The 20,433-nt window shown below is 41.4% G+C and carries 12 protein-coding genes; 9 read left to right on the plus strand and 3 right to left on the minus strand.

Annotated features, from left to right (window positions below; translation table 11 throughout):
- Window positions 1-14: 14 nt before the first annotated feature.
- Together DKT75_RS18320 and DKT75_RS18325 are read right to left on the minus strand one after the other, a co-directional pair.
- Entirely contained in the window at window positions 15-5,375 is a 5,361-nt protein-coding gene (locus DKT75_RS18320; RefSeq protein WP_109825510.1) for an SdrD B-like domain-containing protein, read from the minus strand.
- A 148-nt stretch (window positions 5,376-5,523) separates the two neighbouring features.
- Complete coding sequence (locus tag DKT75_RS18325; protein ID WP_109825512.1) at window positions 5,524-6,789, minus strand: ATP-binding protein; 1,266 nt, start codon at window positions 6,787-6,789, stop codon at window positions 5,524-5,526.
- A 570-nt stretch (window positions 6,790-7,359) separates the two neighbouring features.
- Between DKT75_RS18325 and DKT75_RS18330 the strand changes: the two genes are divergently transcribed.
- Window positions 7,360-10,224, plus strand: coding sequence for an Rv1355c family protein (locus tag DKT75_RS18330; protein WP_109825514.1), 2,865 nt, complete (start codon window positions 7,360-7,362; stop codon window positions 10,222-10,224).
- A gap of 150 nt (window positions 10,225-10,374) precedes the next feature.
- Window positions 10,375-11,574, plus strand: coding sequence for a GGDEF domain-containing protein (locus tag DKT75_RS18335; RefSeq protein WP_158278916.1), 1,200 nt, complete (start codon window positions 10,375-10,377; stop codon window positions 11,572-11,574).
- A 77-nt stretch (window positions 11,575-11,651) separates the two neighbouring features.
- Here DKT75_RS18335 and ilvY read toward each other — a convergent pair whose 3' ends face one another.
- Window positions 11,652-12,539 (minus strand): HTH-type transcriptional activator IlvY, encoded by an 888-nt coding sequence (gene ilvY, locus DKT75_RS18340; protein WP_109825518.1) that lies wholly within the window; start codon window positions 12,537-12,539, stop codon window positions 11,652-11,654.
- A gap of 97 nt (window positions 12,540-12,636) precedes the next feature.
- Between ilvY and DKT75_RS18345 the strand changes: the two genes are divergently transcribed.
- The 7 genes from DKT75_RS18345 (at window position 12,637) to DKT75_RS18375 (ending at window position 20,331) form a co-directional block, all read left to right on the plus strand.
- Complete coding sequence (locus tag DKT75_RS18345) at window positions 12,637-12,969, plus strand: YnfA family protein (RefSeq protein WP_109825520.1); 333 nt, start codon at window positions 12,637-12,639, stop codon at window positions 12,967-12,969.
- A gap of 80 nt (window positions 12,970-13,049) precedes the next feature.
- Window positions 13,050-13,433 (plus strand): YkgJ family cysteine cluster protein, encoded by a 384-nt coding sequence (locus DKT75_RS18350; protein WP_109825522.1) that lies wholly within the window; start codon window positions 13,050-13,052, stop codon window positions 13,431-13,433.
- 115 nt (window positions 13,434-13,548) lie between these two features.
- A complete protein-coding gene (gene ilvC, locus DKT75_RS18355; protein WP_109825524.1) occupies window positions 13,549-15,024 on the plus strand; it encodes a ketol-acid reductoisomerase in 1,476 nt (491 codons plus the stop codon).
- 437 nt (window positions 15,025-15,461) lie between these two features.
- On the plus strand, window positions 15,462-16,526 hold the full coding sequence (locus DKT75_RS18360) for an SMEK domain-containing protein (RefSeq protein WP_109825526.1): 1,065 nt from the start codon (window positions 15,462-15,464) through the stop codon (window positions 16,524-16,526).
- On the plus strand, window positions 16,519-17,883 hold the full coding sequence (locus DKT75_RS18365) for a hypothetical protein (protein ID WP_109825529.1): 1,365 nt from the start codon (window positions 16,519-16,521) through the stop codon (window positions 17,881-17,883). The genes DKT75_RS18360 and DKT75_RS18365 overlap by 8 nt, the downstream gene beginning before the upstream one ends.
- 184 nt (window positions 17,884-18,067) lie before the next feature.
- The gene (modF, locus tag DKT75_RS18370; protein WP_109825531.1) at window positions 18,068-19,507 is read left to right on the plus strand and encodes a molybdate ABC transporter ATP-binding protein ModF; all 1,440 of its coding nucleotides are present in this window, start codon (window positions 18,068-18,070) and stop codon (window positions 19,505-19,507) included.
- Between the two features lie 104 nt (window positions 19,508-19,611).
- Entirely contained in the window at window positions 19,612-20,331 is a 720-nt protein-coding gene (locus DKT75_RS18375) for an RNA methyltransferase (protein WP_109825533.1), read from the plus strand.
- Window positions 20,332-20,433 lie beyond the last annotated feature (102 nt).

A 20,433-nucleotide genomic window follows, 5' to 3' on the forward strand; every position in this document is an offset into this window, starting at 1 on the left:
TGAGTTACTTACGTTTAGTCATCAATAACCACTGAGTAGCTCACACTTCCATCGGTCCCACCTTCTAGCGTACCCGTGAATTGCCATTCAATAGCATCAAAGCCCATCATTGGGTTACATGTCACCCCCGATGGTGTGCTGTCACAGTTACCTGAGCCTAACTTAAACATCGTATAAGCGGGCGCAGTATCATTAACCTGCAAGTCGGTAATAGGGCCTGTGCCAGTATTGGAGTAGTAAATCGTATACTTCAAGGTATCGCCCGGATCGGCCTGATTCACTGTTTCTGTCTCAGCACTGCTTTGCGTAATGTTCTGAACACTTTTCCGCAACTCTAAGCGTGATGGCCCAACACTCGGTGTAACGGGTGTCGCAGCGACGGTAGGTTGTGCTGGCACAGCTTCAATCTCGGGTATTGCCGGAGTAGTCGGTGTCGCTTCTACAGCTGGTTGTGCAGGTACCTCAGGTGTTGGGTCAACGACGGGCGTTGCAGGTGTTGTCGGTGCAGCAAGCTGTCCCGCGGTGGTTGTATCAGTTACCGTCAAATTAACCGTTCCAACACCGCTACCGCCATAATTAAAGCTGGCAGTCGTTGTGACACGGTACTGATCCCGTGGTGCTACATTTGAAGGCGCATAGACCTTATCAATGATGCACACACGCTCTTCAGCATCAACAGAAACACTGGCAGTAGGAGATAACGCTGCGCTGCCTTCACTCCCATTAAGTATGCCGTCACAGTTAGTATCACGATAAAGTAAGCTTGCCCAACCTGAACTAGTATTTAGATCACTGGTACGAGAAAAAGTAACGTCACCACCTGCTGTTGCAGTAAATGTATGACTATAAAACACAACATTACCGGGTAGTATTTCGCCAGTATGATTAGGCTCGAAGGTTGGTTTTTTAACATCGCCAAAGTCCAGCCCTGTGTAACTAGTAGCAGAGGCTACGGTGAACGTTATCGTGTCATCGTTAGCACTATAGCTTCCGCTAGTGTTTCCAACTTGAGCGCCTGTTGTTACATAGCCATTACCGTTTACTTCGGTAACCTTTACCACACTCCCAGTGATAGTACCGGGAACGTGTAGGGTATAACTTCCATCGGTAGCCGTACGAGTCGTGTCGTAAACAATTGTTCCTGTAGCGTCAGTTGCACTCACTACTATGCCGCTAATACCGGGCTCAGTACCTTCTTGGTCTTCATTCGCAGACGTTCCAGAGCCAGCACCATTATCATCAAATACAGTACCTTTAATAATAATACCGTTGTAATCACCAAAGTCCTGACGAGTCACATCCGTTTCATGAACAACAATATTACGAATGTTAGCCGTTGTTGAAACATAGGTTGCAGGGTCACTTCCAGCGGGAGGACAAGTTGACCCTGTAAATGGCGCATCTGAAGCGTCTGATTCAATAATCTGATATTCACCGGACATAACAGAGTCAAACTTATAGAAACCGTTAGCGTCCGTGTCAACACTCAAGCATCGAACAGGAACACCCGTATAAGGCGAACCCGCCATTACAACAGTTACACCTGCAATTCCTGATTCATTGTTCTCACGAATGCCATTGTTATTGGCATCGTCCCAAACCGTGCCTGTGACTTCATACATATCAGGAATTAGGCCGATATCGAGTGTCAAATTACTAAAGTCATCACCAGATGTAGGATCAGTAATATTGGCAACATTCTCACCAATCGGCTCATTACCCGTTGGAATACCGCCTGGAGGGGCCGGGTTAGCTGTCACCGTAATAATACCTGTTCGAATACCGTTTGTTAGTGGGTCACCGACTGTGTAAGCGTGTTGGTCATCCGTTTCATTGTTGTCATCATCTTCACCATTATCATCGTTATTTGAACCATCTCCATTAATAAGGATTGAAGGCATCCAGTGTTCTAATGACTGATCATTTTGGAACTGACTAGCAGGGATTTCAACATAGTAGTCGCCGAAATCTAGTGTATGAAAGATAAAGCGACCAGGTTCCTCGATTCCAATAGTGGTAGTTTTCACTAATGTGCCATCTGGGCGATGCAAGTTAACAACAACACCATCTGGAGCCGTATAATCGACTGATGAGTCATATTTACCATTGCCATCTATATCGGCAAAGACAAAGTCACCAACCGCGTATGAGGCAACTTGTACCGATACATTCGGTGAAATAAGGAATTGAGCCGTAGGTAGGGTGCTTGAGTCAACTGCAAAACGGTTGGTATAAATATCACCCGGATCATTGGATGAGGCACTACCGTTATCAGCAGTGGTACCTGCATTTAAAGTGATGGAGGCTCTGATACCTTGACGTGGGTCACCATCTTTTTCTAAGTCATAATTAGAAACAAATTTGATGGCCGTTGAACCCGCAAAATTCGTAGGACACCCAGTCAGGCCTGTATTAAATTCTGCCTCAGTGCACCAGTTAGAAACGTTACTATCTGGATCTAGAATGATTCCTGATGCTGTGTCGGCTGTGTAGTACCAAGTACCAAGATCCTGTTCGTTAGTATCTGGTGTACTGCCATCTAACCAAGTCGTTACCGGTGCAGCCTCTAGCTCTAGTATTCCGCTAAAAGAGGACTGAGGAACGTTGTTATCACCGTTGTAAGGGAATATATCGATCGCAACAGGCGCTGCAATTTTCAATGCTGCGGAGTAGTTTGACCATGCTAGATTGTACACTTGACTATCGTTACGATCATCTAAAGGCACGTCGACTGTCTTTGATACCTGAATCTCACCGAGCTGCTCAAGTAATATTGTATGAGTGTCTGAGCGAGCAGCTAACGAAGAGATGGTATTATCTGCTCTAATCTCTGAGTAGTTAATGACTGAAGTACCGTCTTCAACTAATGGATCACTGTCAGTACAGATAATGCGCGGGGCAATAGTTGTGTTCGCTTGTAAGTTACCGAAATTCCACGTGAGCAGCGTATAACCGGGAGCAGGGTCGCCATTTCTATCGGTATTGTATTGGATAAGACCTGCGGGAGTTCCACCTGTTGTCGTTGCTGTACAGGATGCGTTATAGCTAACTTCTGGCGGTAGCTCGTTAATGATTCTTAGATTTTCTGCATTACCTGGGTCAGGGATGGTCGACTGTAGGGCAGTATCTACTTGCCAAATAATTTGGTTACCTGCAATGGTTGACGCAGTGTCACCGGAAGCTGCATAAGGCGTAATACTGTTTGAGTCCAGCACTATGTTCATACGACTTAGTGTGACACGGTCACCATCTACGTTGCCACTTTCCGGTGCCGGTGTATAGTTTCTAGCTGTCCAGTTTGCGGACCATTCATCTGACTTAAAGCCACCAAAGTTTGGTAAAACAGTACCGACAGGAATAGATTGCCCATCGTGTGGACCGCCGTTAAATTTGTCACGGGCTTTAAGAGGCACAATGAATCTAACTTGGTGTCCAGGTTCAAAAGATTTACCAGCAGCGATAGCCGTTGGGCTTAGTACCGCTCTAGCAGCATTCACACCATCAATCCCACCTGTTACATTAGCTGGGTCGGTGTGCCATCCGTTAGTCGCGCTCGTGTCATCACATCGAGCACTGCGGTGTTTTGTCCAGTCACCGTCATAGCGACCAGAGGTTGCGTTGTAATCGTTAGTACCATCATGGTTCCCATCGAGTGGGTCATCACCCACTGTATCAATGTAGGCATATTCGACTTGGTAATCTGTGTAATCATGACCAGATGGTGCGTAGGTTCCCATGAACGCATAAGTGCCCGGTGTAGCGCCAACATCACCACGGTCTGTTAGTTGTTGGACAGAGTTGTCAAACACATCACAAGCGACTGGGTTGTTGAGGTTAATGGTTCCGTTGTTATAAACAAGAATCCAACCTGCTGTAGACTGACCACTTTCTAACTCACCATCACCAGAGTGGTAACTTGAAGTACCTGAATAACTATAGCTAAGGACACGGTCGTCGGTATATTTTAGGTTACGTTTACTGAAACTACCATTTACCGTCAGCTTAAACTCACCCGCACCAATTTGATTATTACTCCGTAAACCATCAATGAGCTCACCGTTATAGCCGGGCTCAGTTTCTGCCCCATAGTTACTCGTGCCTGATGGACTGTTTGGATCAAAGTCACTGATCAAGCTAGATAGGTAGACAGTACCGGTATCATTTCCTTCTATTCCATCCGCTAAGTCAATGGAGCGGAATGGAATGAATATTTGTACTCGGTGATTCATCACATAGTAAGGGCCCGCGGTTAAGTCGGTCCCCCCTATGGTTCTTGTCGGGTAACGACTACCTGTTAAGTCAGCCCCTTGAAGGTCAACAGTGAAGGACGTCGATGTGGGATCTAATGGGTCATCTCGTGTATATGCGCAAGTTCCTGAGTCAACTATATGCTCATCTTCTGTGCGATCTAGACGAATATTTTCAGAACCAATTGTTTCTGTTGACCATGCAGTAGGGTTGGTTATGCATTGCGTGACATAGAACTCTAATGGAAAGGTTGCGCCCCCGGCACTTCCTGTTGTCGCAGTAAAAGTATCGTTTAAGGTAATAGGCTGTGCTATTGACTCAATACCTGTCTTGCGGTCAGCAGTCATACGAATATGCATGTAACCAATAAAGCCAGGCTCTGAACCTAAGCCAACGTCTCTATTAGTTACACTATTATTTCTAATTGCTTCAGTTGTGCTAATAGAGTGAACAATATCGTAAGCTGGAGCGGAAGAAATAGTGATTGGTGTTGAGTCGACATGAGTGGTGACATTCGCATTTGAATTACCGGTTGTAGCGTCTACAGAATACACTCGTTGTGTCGTAGTGTAGGTTGAGCCGTTCCATGATGAGCCTGATGGTTTTACTGGTACCGTAAATATCCGAGCTTGACCTTCACTAAACCCACCAAGATTACAGGTTAGGGTGCTACTACCGTCTGCATTAACAACAATGGCTGATGGTGGGTTAGTCCCTGCACCTGCTGCAACCGTACAAGCCGCAGGTATTGACGGAAAAGAAACGTCAGCATTGGTTGATGGATGAATTGTCTGTTCAATCACTACATCACTTAATACGGGGTCACCGGGTGCAATCGTTGCATCACCACCGTTGACTGAAATTGACCAAAGGTGAGAAGCAATATCTTGGTTTCTTATAACTCGGTTACCATCTCCACAATCAGACCCTGCAATCGATGCATCTGTTTCTGAAGCACACGGAATAAGATCACCAGACGCATCTGTTTGAGCCGTTCCAAAAGGCGCGGTTCCGTCAGACAGGCCAGAGCCGAGTGGTCCAAAGGTAATAGTAGGTGTAGCGGAGCAAATACTAGCAGTACTTAATAGCACTGCGCATACCAACAACTTAGGTACAGCGTTCAACATAGTGATGCCTTATTATTTTAATTTTTGGCGATATGTAAATTTATTATAGTTTGGAAGTGAGTGACACTAGTATCGCTTTATGTTCATTTGATAATTTACCCTGAGACTATCAAACAATAATTTAAGGTCATTTATAACTCTGTTTACCTTAACGCTGAATGAGCGGTACAGTAATTTTAAACACACTGAACGTATCAATTTTCGAGCTAATATCGAGTATCATATTATTTTTAATACACTCTGACTGAACAAACTTTAGTCCTAGGCCATGACCTTCAAGTTTAGTGGTTGTAGCAAGTTGTTGCTTAATATTAACAATTTTAAGCTCAGACATGCCGATACCATTATCCTCAACGCTAATAACAAACTTATCATCTAAAACTGTGACATCTACGTCAACTTTTCCGGTACATCGACCCATGTGGACTTCATCAACTGCTTCAAACGCATTTTTTACCAAATTATGGATAATAAGAAAAGTAGACCCTGAGCGCTCTTCAAAGAAATAATCTTCACTTTTTTCAGGGAAGTTTATGGTCAATTGTGTTTTACAAACACGATTATTCGTAGAAATAAGTAAGCGTAAGTCGGACTCTAGTTCTTGGAGCGAGATAGTGTGGACCTTTGCTTTCTTATTACCAAGCCCATCTAGAACGAGGGAAGAGACTCGGTTCATATGACTAAGCGTACGATCTAAGCGCTTCATTTCTTGTTCTATGTCGTTATGAGCGTTGTGGTTAGTTTCAATTTGGAACGCACTAAGATTAGCTACGCCAATGAGTGTGTTTAATTCATGGTTAATTGCTTTAGTAGAGTGGCCAATTGCGGCATCCCGTTGAAGGCCTTCTGACTCTTTTTCAACACTTCTTCGTTCCTTTTGCTCCAGAATAAACTGGGTGATCTCACCTATCATTAGGCGCTCTAGCTTCCAGATAAAAAAGACTAGCCCAAGGTAACAAGCTGTCATGTAAATTCTATCTTCGATTGCTAAGGGATAGATTCCATAAAACAAAATACAAAAACAAACAAAAGCCATTCCTACTGTTACCAACTTATGTTTTTGACGGTAAACCTCTGTCATTGCGCCAAACGTTAAAAGTAATAGAAAAAAGGCTGCAACAGCAGGCTCATCAATGTTGAGACACCAAATGATGTACATAGATGTTGAAAGGTTAACGCACCAGCGAATCACATCCAGTGTTTCGGAGCGTGTCTCTAGTGGTCCCCATGGTGTAGGAATCGACTTAAATACGCATTGAATAAGATTAAAACCAATAAGAAATAACACAGCGAGCACACCATAACGAGTTTGCTGGTTATTTTGGTCCCAATAAGAAGCAATTAAGAAGATATCCGTAATCACCATAACGGGAATTATGATGGTATTAAATAAGTTCTTATAGCGTGTCTGCATACGCTTGTGTAAATCAGACTTTAAAGTATTGATAGCTACTTTCCTTAGTTTGATAAACCGGTACACCGGTATGCAAATAAATGATCTGTAACTATAGCCTAAAAGCGCTTTGAATAATTGATGTTTGTTGTCATTTTAGCTAGCGAGTTGAGACATTTTTAGTTGGTTTTTAGCTAAATTACGACCTTAGTCTACAGTCATAAAGATGCGCCTTTAAAGTGTTATTAGGTGACTTATTAAGTGTTTTTTAAATCAAATTCGTCTTGATTACTATAATTTATCTGACATGTAAAGTAATACATTTGATGTAACAAGTTGTTAATTATTGAACTTAGTGTCCGCTTATCTGTGAAAGTTAGTCTCTTGTCGGATTAACGGCATATTGATTATCAATCAACCACTTAGTTGTTATTATTAATTTTTAACCCACATACGCAATATTTTGTAGTAAAAACGATTTAAATAAATTAATTTCATTAATAACAGTGATTTAAAGATATTTATTTTAGTTTTTCTATATTCAATTTGCCTATTTTTGTCATCAAGATCAAATATAGAAGAGTGAATAAAATGAGAAATACCAGCACAAGTGATCTATTTACACACAGTGACTCCACCGTCAGTGCGCATGAGTATCAGCCATTCATGGCAGGACATATAGATGTTAAATTAGCAGGTGCAGACTCTGACATTCGGTTATTCATATTTAAGCCTTCTGACTACCCATATTTATGGTTGAAATACGTCGAAGGACTACAGCGAGAATATAACCGGATGGGAGTTAGTCACATTTTAGACCTGAAGATCTTAAAAGACCCCAAGTTTTTCCGTATTGCTATGATTGCGATTATGGGCGGAGAAGTCGTCGCAGGCCTGCGTTGTAGTGGGCCTATACGAAAGGTCAGTCATGCCGCAGCTTACGAGGAAATGGCTGATGGAAATCAAGCTTTTGTTAGTGAGTACCTAGAAGAGCGTATGGCTGAAAATATAGCTGAACCTAAAGGGCTTTGGGTAGACCTTAATAGTTCGGCAAGAGAGCGTCTTACGCAGCTTATGTCACGCTGCATGATTTACAGTGCTGCACTGTTGGATTGCCGTTACTCCATTTGCACTAGTGCTAAGAAAATGAATATGGTTTATACCAGTTCTGGTATGGACGCATTACCTGAAGCAGGTACTGTTTATTATCCAAATAAAGATTTCAAAACAACATTAGGTTGCTTTGATCTGCATAAAGTACTTAAGCAATGTAACGATGATAATCGCATTCGCTTAAGACGTGATTGGCAGCTTATCCAGTTAGCTCGGGTGAACAGTCGTAGCCAGAAAAGTTGTCCTAACTCATGGACGCCTCTAGTGCTGGATGAAGCAAACCCTTTTCATACTAAGGCATTAGAGTCACTCCTATTAGACCCTGATTATGAGCACCGCTCTGCAATGAAATCGATGGATGATGAAATGGCTGAACTACTGCCTCCGGTGAGTCAGTCGCTTAAAGACGAAAGTCATCGCTGGGTAGCTTACCCGTGGCGTAAAGTTGCGATTGAGTTATTAGGCCCGAAGTCTTTCAAAAAACTACGCTGTGATCGAAATAGAAATAAAATAACAGATGAAGAACAATCCCATTTATTAGGATTAAATGTGGGTGTTGTTGGATTGAGTACTGGTCATGTTATTGCCCATACGATGGTGATGGAGGGCGTGTGTGGACACATCAAGTTAGCAGATTTTGACTTATTAGAAGTGTCTAATCTAAACCGTATTCCAGCGTCTCTTCTAGATATTAATGAAAATAAAGCAGTGATAACTGCACGTCGTATCGCAGAACTAGACCCCTACCTGACGGTTGATGTTTTTGACAAAGGCTTATTAGAGTCAAACATTGATAGTTTCATGGAAGGGCTTGATATTGTTATAGAAGAGTGTGACGAACTTAATGTGAAAGTGTTAGTGCGCGAAGCCGCTAAGAAGCGTCGAATCCCTGTACTAATGGCGACTAGTGACGGTGGGATAATGGATGTTGAGCGTTTTGACACTGATGAAGATTTAAAGCCTTTCCATGGTCTTACAGACGTTGATGCGTCAGAGCTAAAGGATTTATCTCGTCGGGATAAGTCAGGGTACGCATTAGCGATATTTGAAGGAGATAAAATTACGGCTCGTTTGGCAGCCTCCATGGTAGAAATTGATTACACAGTTAAGACATGGTCACAACTTGCTTCGGATGTAACACAAGGTGCTGCAATGGTAACAACGGCTGTACGTCGTATTGGAACAGGTAAGCCGACGCCATCTAGTCGAACTCGCATGGATATGGATCAGATGTTTGTGGATGGGGTGCCGCCGACGCCTGTTCAAATTACGACTGAACAGCTAATAGCCGATCCTGTATTTGGGGATAATGTTAAAGAGAATATGCTATTAGCCGCGCGCTATGCACCGTCACCTGGAAATATTCAGCCGTGGAATATTTATTGGAAAGATGAAGTACTGTATTTTGAAATAGACAGAAATCGCTCCGTTAGCATGGATGTTAACTGGCGTGGAGCGATGACATCAATAGGGGCTGCTTGTTTTAATGCTGAGGTAGTCGCATGCGTTGAAGGTCTAAATGGTGCAATGGAATACTTTCCTGATTCTTCAATGCCTGACTTGGTTGCAAAGTTCGTTCAAGGGCAAAAAAGTTGTGATATTGAGCAGGCTGAAAAACTATATCCACATTTATTAACACGAATGACTAACCGTGAGTTGTGTGAGCGACAAGTAATAAATCCAGAAATCATTAACGAATTAATTGAAATTTGTGACAAAGGAAAAGCTGAGCTTCATGTCTTATCGAGTGAAAATAAACTCAAAGATTACGCCAAAATATCTATAGGCTCTGACCGATTAAGATATTTATCTGAACATCTTCATGCCGAAATGATCTCTGAGCTTTCGTGGCCAGACATTGATTCTTTAGAGGACGGTATAGATATTAGAACCTTAGCTATGCCTCATAAAGACCTGAATGTATTGCCAATACTTGAGCGTCGAGATGTGATGGATGAGTTGGCAAAATGGAAAAGTGCTGGATTATCTTTAGGAGAATATAACCGAGACAGGATCCATTGCGCATCAGCAATGGTTGCTTTAACGATCAAAGGACAGTCGGATTTTGACTATGTACAAGGAGGCCGTGTTCTGCAAAAAATGTGGCTAGCTGCCGAAACCCATGGTTTGTCATTACAACCTATTTCACCCATATTTTTGTATTCAAATACAGTTGACGACACAATAAACCTTATGAATAATGTGTATTTGTCGGAAGTCCAATCGCTACAAAATATGTTCTCAAATATATTCGATATCAAAAATGATGAATATCCAGTTTTAGTCGTTAGATTGGCTTACGCAAAGGCTCCTCAATACCGAAGTTACAGAAAAAATAGTTAGATATCACATAAAGTGATACTTATATCTAGTTAGTGTTGTTACCCTATATCGGATAGTTTTTACACTAACTAGAATTAATGTTATCTTTTTAATAGCTCACACAACCAACAATGATTGATATTTATGCATCCACTTCAAGTCATATTAATAATGAGTTCTACGGCCATGCTGCTTATCACAGCGTTGTTACTTATTATAAGAAAAATGCCTTCCAGGGATGGTATTAATTGTTGGTTGTTTGCTGCTTTCTTGCAGGCCGTTATTTATGTCATTGCCTTTATAAGTTACCCAGCACCAATGACCGTTGCTGCAACGGTAGCTTTTTATTGCATGGAAATTATGGTGACCTTATCGTTAACTATCGGAACACTAAAGTTCATTGGTAAACCGATAAATCGTGATTTTCGTTTGGCTATCGCAACAGGGATGATCGTTGTTATTTCTGTATTAGCATCAAATGATTCACAATTTCTAGCGAGTTTAGTCTTCGCTTGTTACCTTAGCGCTGCTCACTTAGAAGTGGGCCTTCGTTTCTATAAGTCTGAAGAACAAAATTTAAAGATAAAAACATCAATGGTGCTTTTTTTTATAGCTAGCTTGCACTGGTTTGATTTTCCTTTCTTAAGTCGTATTGAGTGGTTTGCCCCAATAGGTTTCATGATCGGTATGGTGATCGCTGTTGCGATCTATTTATCACTGTCAGTTTTAGCGCTGCATCAGTTTAAATTTAATACAGAAGAGTCTGAAAAAAAGGCGATTCACGCAGCCATACATGACCCATTGACAGGACTTTATAATCGCTCTTATTTAGACCGATTGTTTGAAGAATACGCCGAAGAAGCGGAACTAATCCAACGTCCTTTCATTCTGCTTTATTTTGATCTTGATGGCTTCAAGTATGTAAATGATACTTATGGTCATCCAGCGGGTGATCTTATTCTGACGACTGTGTCTAAACGCATGAGTAAATGGTTAGGTGCTAAAGGCGATGCAATCAGAGTAGGTGGTGACGAGTTAATTGTATTAACTAGACTGAGAGCTAACTTTAGTCGAAAAAACGGTTTAGCGGCAGCCCAGCGAATTTTAAATCTTATTGAGCAACCAATCGTTGATGGTGATCATAATTATAAGGTGAGTGCGAGTGTTGGTGGCTGTTGCTATGGGCTGCCACATTGTAATCTTGAAGATATGATCATAGAGGCTGATAAACTTATGTATCAAGCAAAGCAGTCTGGTGGACATTGTATCCATTTTTCACGTTTTGAGGCTGACACTCTAATCGCACAGTCTAAGCAATCAAATGAACTAGAAAGCGCTGTTTTAACGTCCGAAGATAAAGCTCAGAGGTAGTATATCAATCTTACCTATATAAGACTTTCCAGTTTTCTTAGTGATCCTATTCTAGGGTTAAGTGACTAAGTATTACTTCAATCAACCGTACTCCAAAACGCCTCAACTAATGGGTTATTCAAGTTTCGTTTAAGCGTGAATAGCCCAACATCAAATGCTTCAAGTTCAGAAGCGACTTCCAATACCCTGATACGTTTCAGTAGTGGGCTATTATCCAACACGATCTTCGGCACAACACCGACACCCAGCCCCAGACTCACCATGCTTACGATAGCCTCGTAGCCTTCAACTTGCGCATAAATTCGTGGTTTGACGCCCATATCTCTAAACCAGTCGTCCACACGGTTTCTAGCGATCCCCGTTTCTGATAGTACCATTGGCACGTTTGACCATGCTTCAGCGGAAGTAGGTTCGTTCATGGGGATATCATGGGTGTTTTCAGGCAACTCTACTGGAATAATAAAAACCAAAGGTGTCACCATCAACGGTTTGAAAATTACACTTTTCGGTAAAGTATTTGGACGTGCTGCAATACAAATATCTTCATTAGCCGCAGCAATACGTTTAACCGCCAAATCTGGCGACCCAGTGTGAAGCTTGATTTCAATTCCGGGGAAGTTGGGACGAAAACGGTTTAATAGCTTAAACAAAACACTGTAAGACGCGGTGACGGAGCAATACAGGCTAATCTCCCCATGTAACTCGTTGCTATCATCGGTTAACTCCGTTTGTATCATTTGCCACTGCGAACTTGCTTCGCGGGCATATTGAACAAACTTCAACCCCGCATCGGTTAGCGCAACAGTTCGGTTATCTCTGTTAAATAACACCACACCTAGTTCTTTTTCTAAGTGTCTAATATTACGAGACAGGGCGGAGATACTAATATGACAAGCCTCACTTGCTTGGCCAAAGTGAAGGCTTTCTGAGAGAGCTAAAAAGTGTTTTAGGTAGCGTGTATTCATACTGTAATAGTAACTGAGTATTCTCTTTATGTGATGTGTATAATGTATCGCTAATTAAATTAGCCTGTTGTGCAATCGCGTAGCGGTAAGGAGTTTTATGTTTGAACTTAAGACCATCGCTCTTTTTGCAGTGACAGCTATCGCAGAGATTGTTGGGTGTTACTTGCCTTACTTATGGCTTAAGCATGACAAGAGCATGATGCTGCTTATCCCAGCTGCGTTAAGCCTTGCACTATTTGCATGGTTATTAACACTTCACCCTGACGCTAGCGGCCGCATTTATGCAGCATACGGTGGTGTCTATATTTTTGTAGCGCTACTCTGGCTTTGGGTGGTTGACGGTATAAAGCCAACAATGTGGGATGTTGTCGGTGGCTCAGTTGCATTGATTGGCATGGCCATCATTATGTTTGCACCTAGAACCCCATAACACATAATTTTTGAGAACAAGAGAGGGTCAGTTTTATTCACTCGATTAATGAGGTGATGGCTGATCAATAGGTCGAGACTATGAAAGAGTGTAATTCGTGTGGCAAGTGCTGCATTAAATACAGTAACGGGCAACTGTCTGCCTCCGAAGAAGAAGTAAAGTACTGGGAAGTGTTCAAGCCAGAGATAGCAGAGTACGTGAGAAACCACGAACTTTGGGTCAGCCCTGAAACAGGCAAGCTCATAGAACGATGTCCGTGGTTAGAGAAAGCACCTGATTCACCTGTTTACACGTGTGCTATATACTACGATCGGCCTGATGACTGTCGCTATTACCCATCCACCATTGCTGAAATGGTAATGGACGAGTGCGAGATGATCGAATCCCACGACTTAGTAAATACCAAGCAAGCGCAGATACGGTTAGATAGAATCATGGCCGATAGTCGACCAGCACTAGAATAATAATAGTTTTGCATTTATTGAAACGTAGTATTTCATTTATATCAATTTACGAAATGCTAAGCATCCGATAAACTGCGCTCTACATTTTTGATACATCCCACACACGGAAATTTTTATGTCTAACAACTACTTCAACACTTTGCCACTACGTGAGCAACTTGAGCAATTGGCGAAATGCCGCTTCATGGATTCTTCTGAGTTTTCAGAAGGCGTAGAAGCACTTAAAGGCAAGAAGCTTGTCATTATTGGTTGTGGCGCACAGGGCCTTAACCAAGGTCTTAACTTACGTGATAGTGGTCTAGATGTATCTTACACACTACGTGCAGCAGCTATCGCTGAGAAGCGTCAGTCTTGGAAGAATGCTTCTGAGAACGGTTTCACTGTTGGTACGTATGAAGAGCTAATCCCTACAGCTGATGTTGTACTAAACTTGACGCCAGACAAGCAGCACACGCCAGTAGTTAATGCGGTTATGCCGTTGATGAAGAAAGACGCATGTCTTGCTTACTCTCACGGTTTCAACATAGTTGAAGAAGGCATGAAGATTCGTGAAGATCTAACAGTAATCATGGTTGCACCTAAGTGCCCAGGTTCTGAAGTACGTGCTGAGTATGTTCGTGGTTTTGGTGTTCCAACACTGATCGCTGTACACGAAGATAATGATCCTAAGGGTGAAGGTCTTGCACTAGCTAAGGCTTATGCCGTTGGTACTGGTGGACACAAAGCCGGCGTTCTAATGTCTTCATTCATCGCTGAAGTTAAGTCTGACCTTATGGGTGAGCAGACGATTCTTTGCGGTATGCTACAGACAGGCTCTATCCTTTGCTTCGACAAGATGGTTGAAGAAGGTATGGATGCAGGTTACGCGTCTAAGTTGATTCAGTACGGTTGGGAAACAATCACTGAAGCACTTAAGTACGGTGGTGTTACAAACATGTTGGATCGTTTGTCTAACCCTGCAAAGATCAAAGCATTCGACCTTTCTGAAGAGTTGAAGTTGATCATGCGTCCACTTTACAACAAGCACCAAGATGACATTATCGATGGTACTTTCTCACGTGTGATGATGGAAGATTGGGCTAACGACGACGTTAACTTACTAGGCTGGAGAGAAGAGACTGCTCATACTAACTTCGAAAAGATGCCTGCTGGTGATGTTGAGATCTCTGAGCAAGAGTACTTTGACAACGGTATCTTGATGGTTGCTATGGTTAAAGCGGGTGTTGAGCTTGCGTTTGAGACGATGACTGCTGCTGGCATCATCGCTGATTCTGCATACTACGAGTCACTACACGAGACACCATTGATCGCTAACACTATTGCTCGTAAGAAGCTTTACGAAATGAACGCGACTATTTCTGATACGGCTGAGTACGGTTGCTACCTATACAACCACGCTTGCGTACCATTACTAGAAGACTTCATGAAAGGCATCAAGACTGATGTTATCGGTAAAGGCCTAAGCCTTGACGATACTGGTGTTGATAACGCTCGTTTGATCGAAGTTAACGAAGCGCTACGCAGCCACCCAGTAGAAGCAATTGGTGCGACTCTTCGTGGCCACATGGCTGACATGAAGAAGATTGTGTAGTTTGCAGTCTTGGTAGTTGTTTGCTGACTACTAGATATTAAGAAGGCCGAGACTTGCTCTCGGCCTTTTTTTTGATGAAATCTATGAGACTCCATTAGCTATTATATTAGTAGTGGAAACTAATTGAGAGTGTCTATGGTTTGTCGGGTGGGTCACAGAATTTATAGTGTTTTGCAGCGGCCTTTTTTGCTGCTAATGCTCTGCTGGTAAGATGAACTTGCCTCATAACCATCAAATGAATTATTTCTCCGTAACTCAATTCTCGATCAGTGCTTGTTGCGCTTATTCTATTACTCCAGCCCAAAGTACATTTGTTAATGATTGATTCTTCTCCGTAGTAATGTGTATATTCAGTACAATGGAATCAAGGAATAAATGCATGAAATTTGTAAAAGAGGTAGCTTTTTTCGTCTCAGCTCCTATCAGGAGCAGTAACTGTGGATAAGCTAAATTATGATAGCTGTTATGAGCTATGTATTGACCTTTTGATAACTTACTCAGAAAAAATAAAAACAACGAATAAGCTTGCTAGGTTAAATCATGCGAAATCCTCAGAAGAGGTCTACCGAGGATTGTTAAACCGATTGAGTTCAAATAATAACTATCAAAGTGCTAGCAAAGTGAATGAACCAGCAATTGATTTATTTGATACATCTCAAAGACTTTGTGTACAAGTCAAGTCTAGTTTGACACGTGCTGAGATTCGTGAATGTGTAGCTAAATTTGAAAAAACAGATTGGTTTAGAAAAGAAAAGTATGACTTGGTTATTTTACTCACAGGGTCATCTTGTCGTACTAAAGTAGAAGAATTTAAAGTTAATGACTTCACTTATTATAACGAAGAACACTGCTATCTTGATAACACCCGTTTACTAAAGCTAATTAATGGTGACAACTATCGACAGGTTCTTGAGTATTTGCAAGTAATGACAGTTGGGGAGGCAGAAAAGGTTGATAAAGCCCCAGAAACAGTAAATTACAACGCCCCAGTATTCAATATTTCAGGTACATCGGGAGATGTTAAAATTGATGGAAATCAATTTTCATTCTCTCCAGATAACCGTCATTTAACCATTGATGACGCTGTTTCTACGGCAGCTAATGCACCAACTTTGCAAGCTAATGGTGAGTATGAGCTGCTAGCTTACAAGCAAGATACTCCAGATAATCAACTGGCAAGAATTTCAGCAGCAATCTTAGAAGAAGAGAATTTAAGAGGACTTTCGGAGCTTGATGTCAAAAACTTTTATGATCACCTAAATACTTTAGAAAGTACCGAACATAACGGTATAGCTAAAGTTTTATGGTTGATAATTTTCTACGAAAACTCAGAAAAACATATACCAACAAGAAAGTTGAGGCAAAAAATGAGGGAAGTTCAAAGCTCAATGAGTTTGGATATACCTAACGAACATGCTGAACTTATCAGTAAGCTGAGATTTTTCTCGAAAAACTCTAAAGCTTTAATTAAATCAATAAGCTATGTTTCGACTTATGAGTGATTTGATAGGTAGTGATGGTCTGTTTATTCTAAGTGGTCAACCTAGTGATATACATGACTATAAATGCTTTGATGATGAATCTAAAAGTAAGCTAATTTTTTGTGATGAACTAAAAAACAACCCTGAATGGGGCGAAAGAGAAAGGGAAAAGTGGTACTTCTTTTATCGCCCATACAAAAGGGGGAGCAAGTTAGGTTCTTATCAACGAGATATGATAAAGCTAAAAGAGCCAAAAATTAACTTCCTGCAGGAAGAAGTCAATTCTTTTAATTTCTTAAAGAAACTCTTCTTTGTTTTGGTTATCCCGACTTTAATTTTATCTCTTTACGCACAGTTGTGGGCTGCTTTTGTTCTACCTTTGCTTATTGGTATTTTTTTCAATGCAAAAGAACAGGGTGTTTCCGAAAATTTGAGGAGTGAGGTGCTAGAGAAGGAAACTTATCAGTCGGAAATTGATCACCTTTACTATGAGCAGGAGAATATATTAAATAATAGAATATCTAGTGACGATATTTTAGATATGTTCTGGTATGACATGAGGGCGTTAGAGGGCAAGATTCTTGAGGAGCACTTTAATGACGAAGCAGAAAGGTTAGATGAGATAGAGGAAGTTGACGAGTTTTATCCCTGTGTTGACTCAAAACTTAAGCCGAGCAAAAGAATCATGGATTCCTCTCCATTTTACCCTGTGATTCCTAGTTGGGGTTTTTTGCAATCTACGAGTAGGTCTTTAGATGATACAACTCAAGCCACTGGTCTGAGAGCTGCTGGTAATGAGATAGGGAGCAATATAGCAACTTTTAGAAAGTTAAAAGACGGTACACCTTTCTACCGTTTATGGTATATCCAGAATCTATTTTTTAGAGAAGAAAACATAAACATTATTTCTTATTGCTACGATTTCATTACAGGAAAGTCTTACAACCAATCAGTAGATACATTTCAATACAATCATATTTCAAATTCATCGTATAGCAATGATGATCTTTCTTTTATGGCAGATGGATTGCTTGCTTCAAGTTTTTGTGTTGAGGAAAAATTAACCAAAAATATATATGGTTGTGAGGTTAAAGTGATTTCTTTTTCATCTACTAGCGGAAGATGCTGCCGTTGCGTTTTACCCAATAAAGGAGTTGTGGATGGTCTTGAGTTATGGAGTATGCATAAAAATACTACTTTATACTCAACTCACGATGAATCCCCAGACATAGCTTATGTGAAAGCAGCTAACAATGATTTAATTAATGCATTAGCTAATCAAGCGATAAAAGTGTTAAGAAAAAAATGTAATAAAGCAATTCCACTAACTGAAACAGGCTTGCGTAATGGGCAATCAAAGGCTAATAAAGTGATTTAGATTTTACCTTATGGGCGGAGAATTCGTATTCTCCTGTGAGCTTTTTAACTGATTGATAAGGGCTCTATCACATTGGGAAATTTAAACAGTTAGTTTCTCTGTTGTTCAATCTTGGTAATTATGCAGCGCCTAAACTAGATGAAGGCTATAATATTCAAATTTGATAAATACCTCCTAGACTTTAATGAATAACACGACTTCGTTCGGCTCAAAAATCCACCTTAATAACCTTACCGTCAACTTCGACGAGCGTTTCCAGCTCGATAACATCGACTGGGTAATTACTCCAAATCAGCATTGGATGATTACTGGTACAAACGGAGCAGGGAAGTCAGCACTAGTGGCTGTGTTAGCAGGTTACGGTGACATTATCTCTGGCAACTTAAATGGCACACCTAAGCGCGTCGGCTTGGTGTCATTTGAAGCGCAAGCAGAACTCATTGCACAAGAGCTGAAAAAAGATGATGCGGACATTATGGACGTCATCTCAGAAGGAACACCTGTTCATGAGATGATTTATAACGACTGTGCTGATAAGTCCTTAGCTGAAAGCTTGGTTGAAAAATTCGGTCTCACAGAGTTGCTAGATCGAGCCTTTAGAAAGCTATCAACGGGTGAGTCACGCAAGGTGATGTTGATTCGTGCGTTATCGAGCAAGCCTGATTTATTGATTCTTGACGAGCCGTTTGATGGGTTAGATGCTGAAATGCACAGCCTGCTACAAGCTCATCTCGAAGCACTGAGTAATACTACCCAAATGTTAGTAGTGCTTAACCGCTTTGATGAGCGTCCATCGTTTATTACTGACATTGCTTATGTTGAAGATGGCTCGCTATCTCATCAAATTCAAGTGAGTGATAAGGCTGCTTATGAAGCCTTGTATCAATTACTACACCTAAAGACCACAGAGCTTGAGATACCGCCGGTAGATAAGGAGTCAGCGTTACCTGCGCTAGACCCTGAGCAGCCTTTAGTGCGCTTGACTGATACCTCGATCAAGTATGATGAAACGGTGATTTTTAGTGATTTGAATTGGACAATAAAGCCAAACGAACACTGGCAACTCAGTGGACCAAACGGCAGTGGTAAAACAGGTTTGTTAGCTCTGATTACAGGTGATCACCCGCAGTGTTATGTGAATGATATTTTCGTGTTTGGTTTTAAACGCGGTAGTGGCGAAAGCATTTGGCAAATTAAGCAGTTCATTGGTTATGTATCAACGGCACTGCAATGGGAATACCGCGTTAGCACTAACTTGCGTAACGTCATTATCTCCGGCTTTTACGACAGTATCGGTTTGTACAGTAATAGCAGTGACCGTCAGAAGCAGATTGCTAATGAGTGGTTAGCGTTACTAGGTATGAGTGATCGCGCTGACCAGCCGTTTAATAAACTGTCTTATGGTGATCAGCGTTTATTGTTGATTGCACGAGCGATGGTTAAGCATCCACCGTTGTTGATATTAGATGAGCCGTGCTTGGGTCTGGATGATATGAATCGCCAGTTGGTATTAGCACTTATTGAGAAGATTTGTGCGGGGAGTGAGACGTCGGTCTTATATGTCAATCATCACCCCGAAGATAAGATTAAGGGTATTGAGAACTATTTAAGCCTAGATAAGTAAAAATATCAGCCTAGTTATTATGACTAGCAGCAATCTTCAATCTTGGTTTCTATATTAATAGTCTCTACAATCACCCGTTTTGCTGTCTTAGGGTGATGAATAGCATGTTAGAAAATATTCGTATTGTATTAGTCCGCACTTATCATGCGGGTAATATTGGCTCAACTATTCGTGCCATGAAAACAATGGGTTTGAGTGAGTTAGTGCTTGTTAATCCTAGAGATTATCCGTCCGAAGAAGCAAATAAAATGGCCAGCAGTGCCGAAGATTTACTCGAAAACGCTAAAGTTGTTGGTTCTCTGTACGAAGCGGTTAATGACTGCGAATTAGTCATTGCATGCACGGCGCGTCCGCGCACTTTTGATTTACCTGTTTTAGACCCTGAGCAGTCGGCAATTCAGTTGATGAAAGTGGCCTCAAAAAAGCCGGTAGCATTAGTATTTGGCCCTGAAAGAATGGGCTTACATAATGATGATATTCAGCTCGCACACTACCGAGTCACCATTCCTGCGAATCCTGACTACAGTTCTCTAAATCTTGCCTCAGCAGTTCAGATACTCTGCTATGAGTTACGAAAGCAGATGGATAACCCCGTCGAACCAAGCTTAGACAGAACATTCCCAAGTGTTGAGCAAAAAGAAAACTTCTATGTGACGTTAGAGCAGGTGCTAAATGAAGTAGAGTTTGTGAATAAACAGCACCCCGGTCAGTTAATGTTGAAACTACGTAGGTTCTTCTCAAGGGCGGAAATGGATGAGTCAGAATTGAACATATTGAGAGGGTCATTAGCGGCAGTGCAAAGAAAAATAGCTGATAAAACGTAGGTTTAGGTTGACCATATCTTTTCTAGTATGTAAGTTAATATTCTTTATTAGACACGGAGAAACTAGCAAATGTGGTTTCCACCGTGTTAAATTGTATCGCTG

The organism is Leucothrix arctica, assembly GCF_003172895.1.
Lineage (GTDB): Bacteria > Pseudomonadota > Gammaproteobacteria > Thiotrichales > Thiotrichaceae > Leucothrix > Leucothrix arctica.

Excerpts from the sequence above, each read along its gene's own strand:
- DKT75_RS18375 (WP_109825533.1), top strand. The coding sequence starts at position 19,612 with ATGTTAGAAAATATTCGTATTGTATTAGTCCGCACTTATCATGCGGGT.
- ilvC (WP_109825524.1), top strand. The coding sequence starts at position 13,549 with ATGTCTAACAACTACTTCAACACTTTGCCACTACGTGAGCAACTTGAG.
- DKT75_RS18350 (WP_109825522.1), top strand. The coding sequence starts at position 13,050 with ATGAAAGAGTGTAATTCGTGTGGCAAGTGCTGCATTAAATACAGTAAC.
- DKT75_RS18365 (WP_109825529.1), top strand. The coding sequence starts at position 16,519 with ATGAGTGATTTGATAGGTAGTGATGGTCTGTTTATTCTAAGTGGTCAA.
- DKT75_RS18320 (WP_109825510.1), bottom strand. The coding sequence starts at position 5,375 with ATGTTGAACGCTGTACCTAAGTTGTTGGTATGCGCAGTGCTATTAAGT.
- DKT75_RS18335 (WP_158278916.1), top strand. The coding sequence starts at position 10,375 with ATGAGTTCTACGGCCATGCTGCTTATCACAGCGTTGTTACTTATTATA.
- DKT75_RS18345 (WP_109825520.1), top strand. The coding sequence starts at position 12,637 with ATGTTTGAACTTAAGACCATCGCTCTTTTTGCAGTGACAGCTATCGCA.
- ilvY (WP_109825518.1), bottom strand. The coding sequence starts at position 12,539 with ATGAATACACGCTACCTAAAACACTTTTTAGCTCTCTCAGAAAGCCTT.
- DKT75_RS18325 (WP_109825512.1), bottom strand. The coding sequence starts at position 6,789 with ATGCAGACACGCTATAAGAACTTATTTAATACCATCATAATTCCCGTT.
- DKT75_RS18330 (WP_109825514.1), top strand. The coding sequence starts at position 7,360 with ATGAGAAATACCAGCACAAGTGATCTATTTACACACAGTGACTCCACC.
- modF (WP_109825531.1), top strand. The coding sequence starts at position 18,068 with ATGAATAACACGACTTCGTTCGGCTCAAAAATCCACCTTAATAACCTT.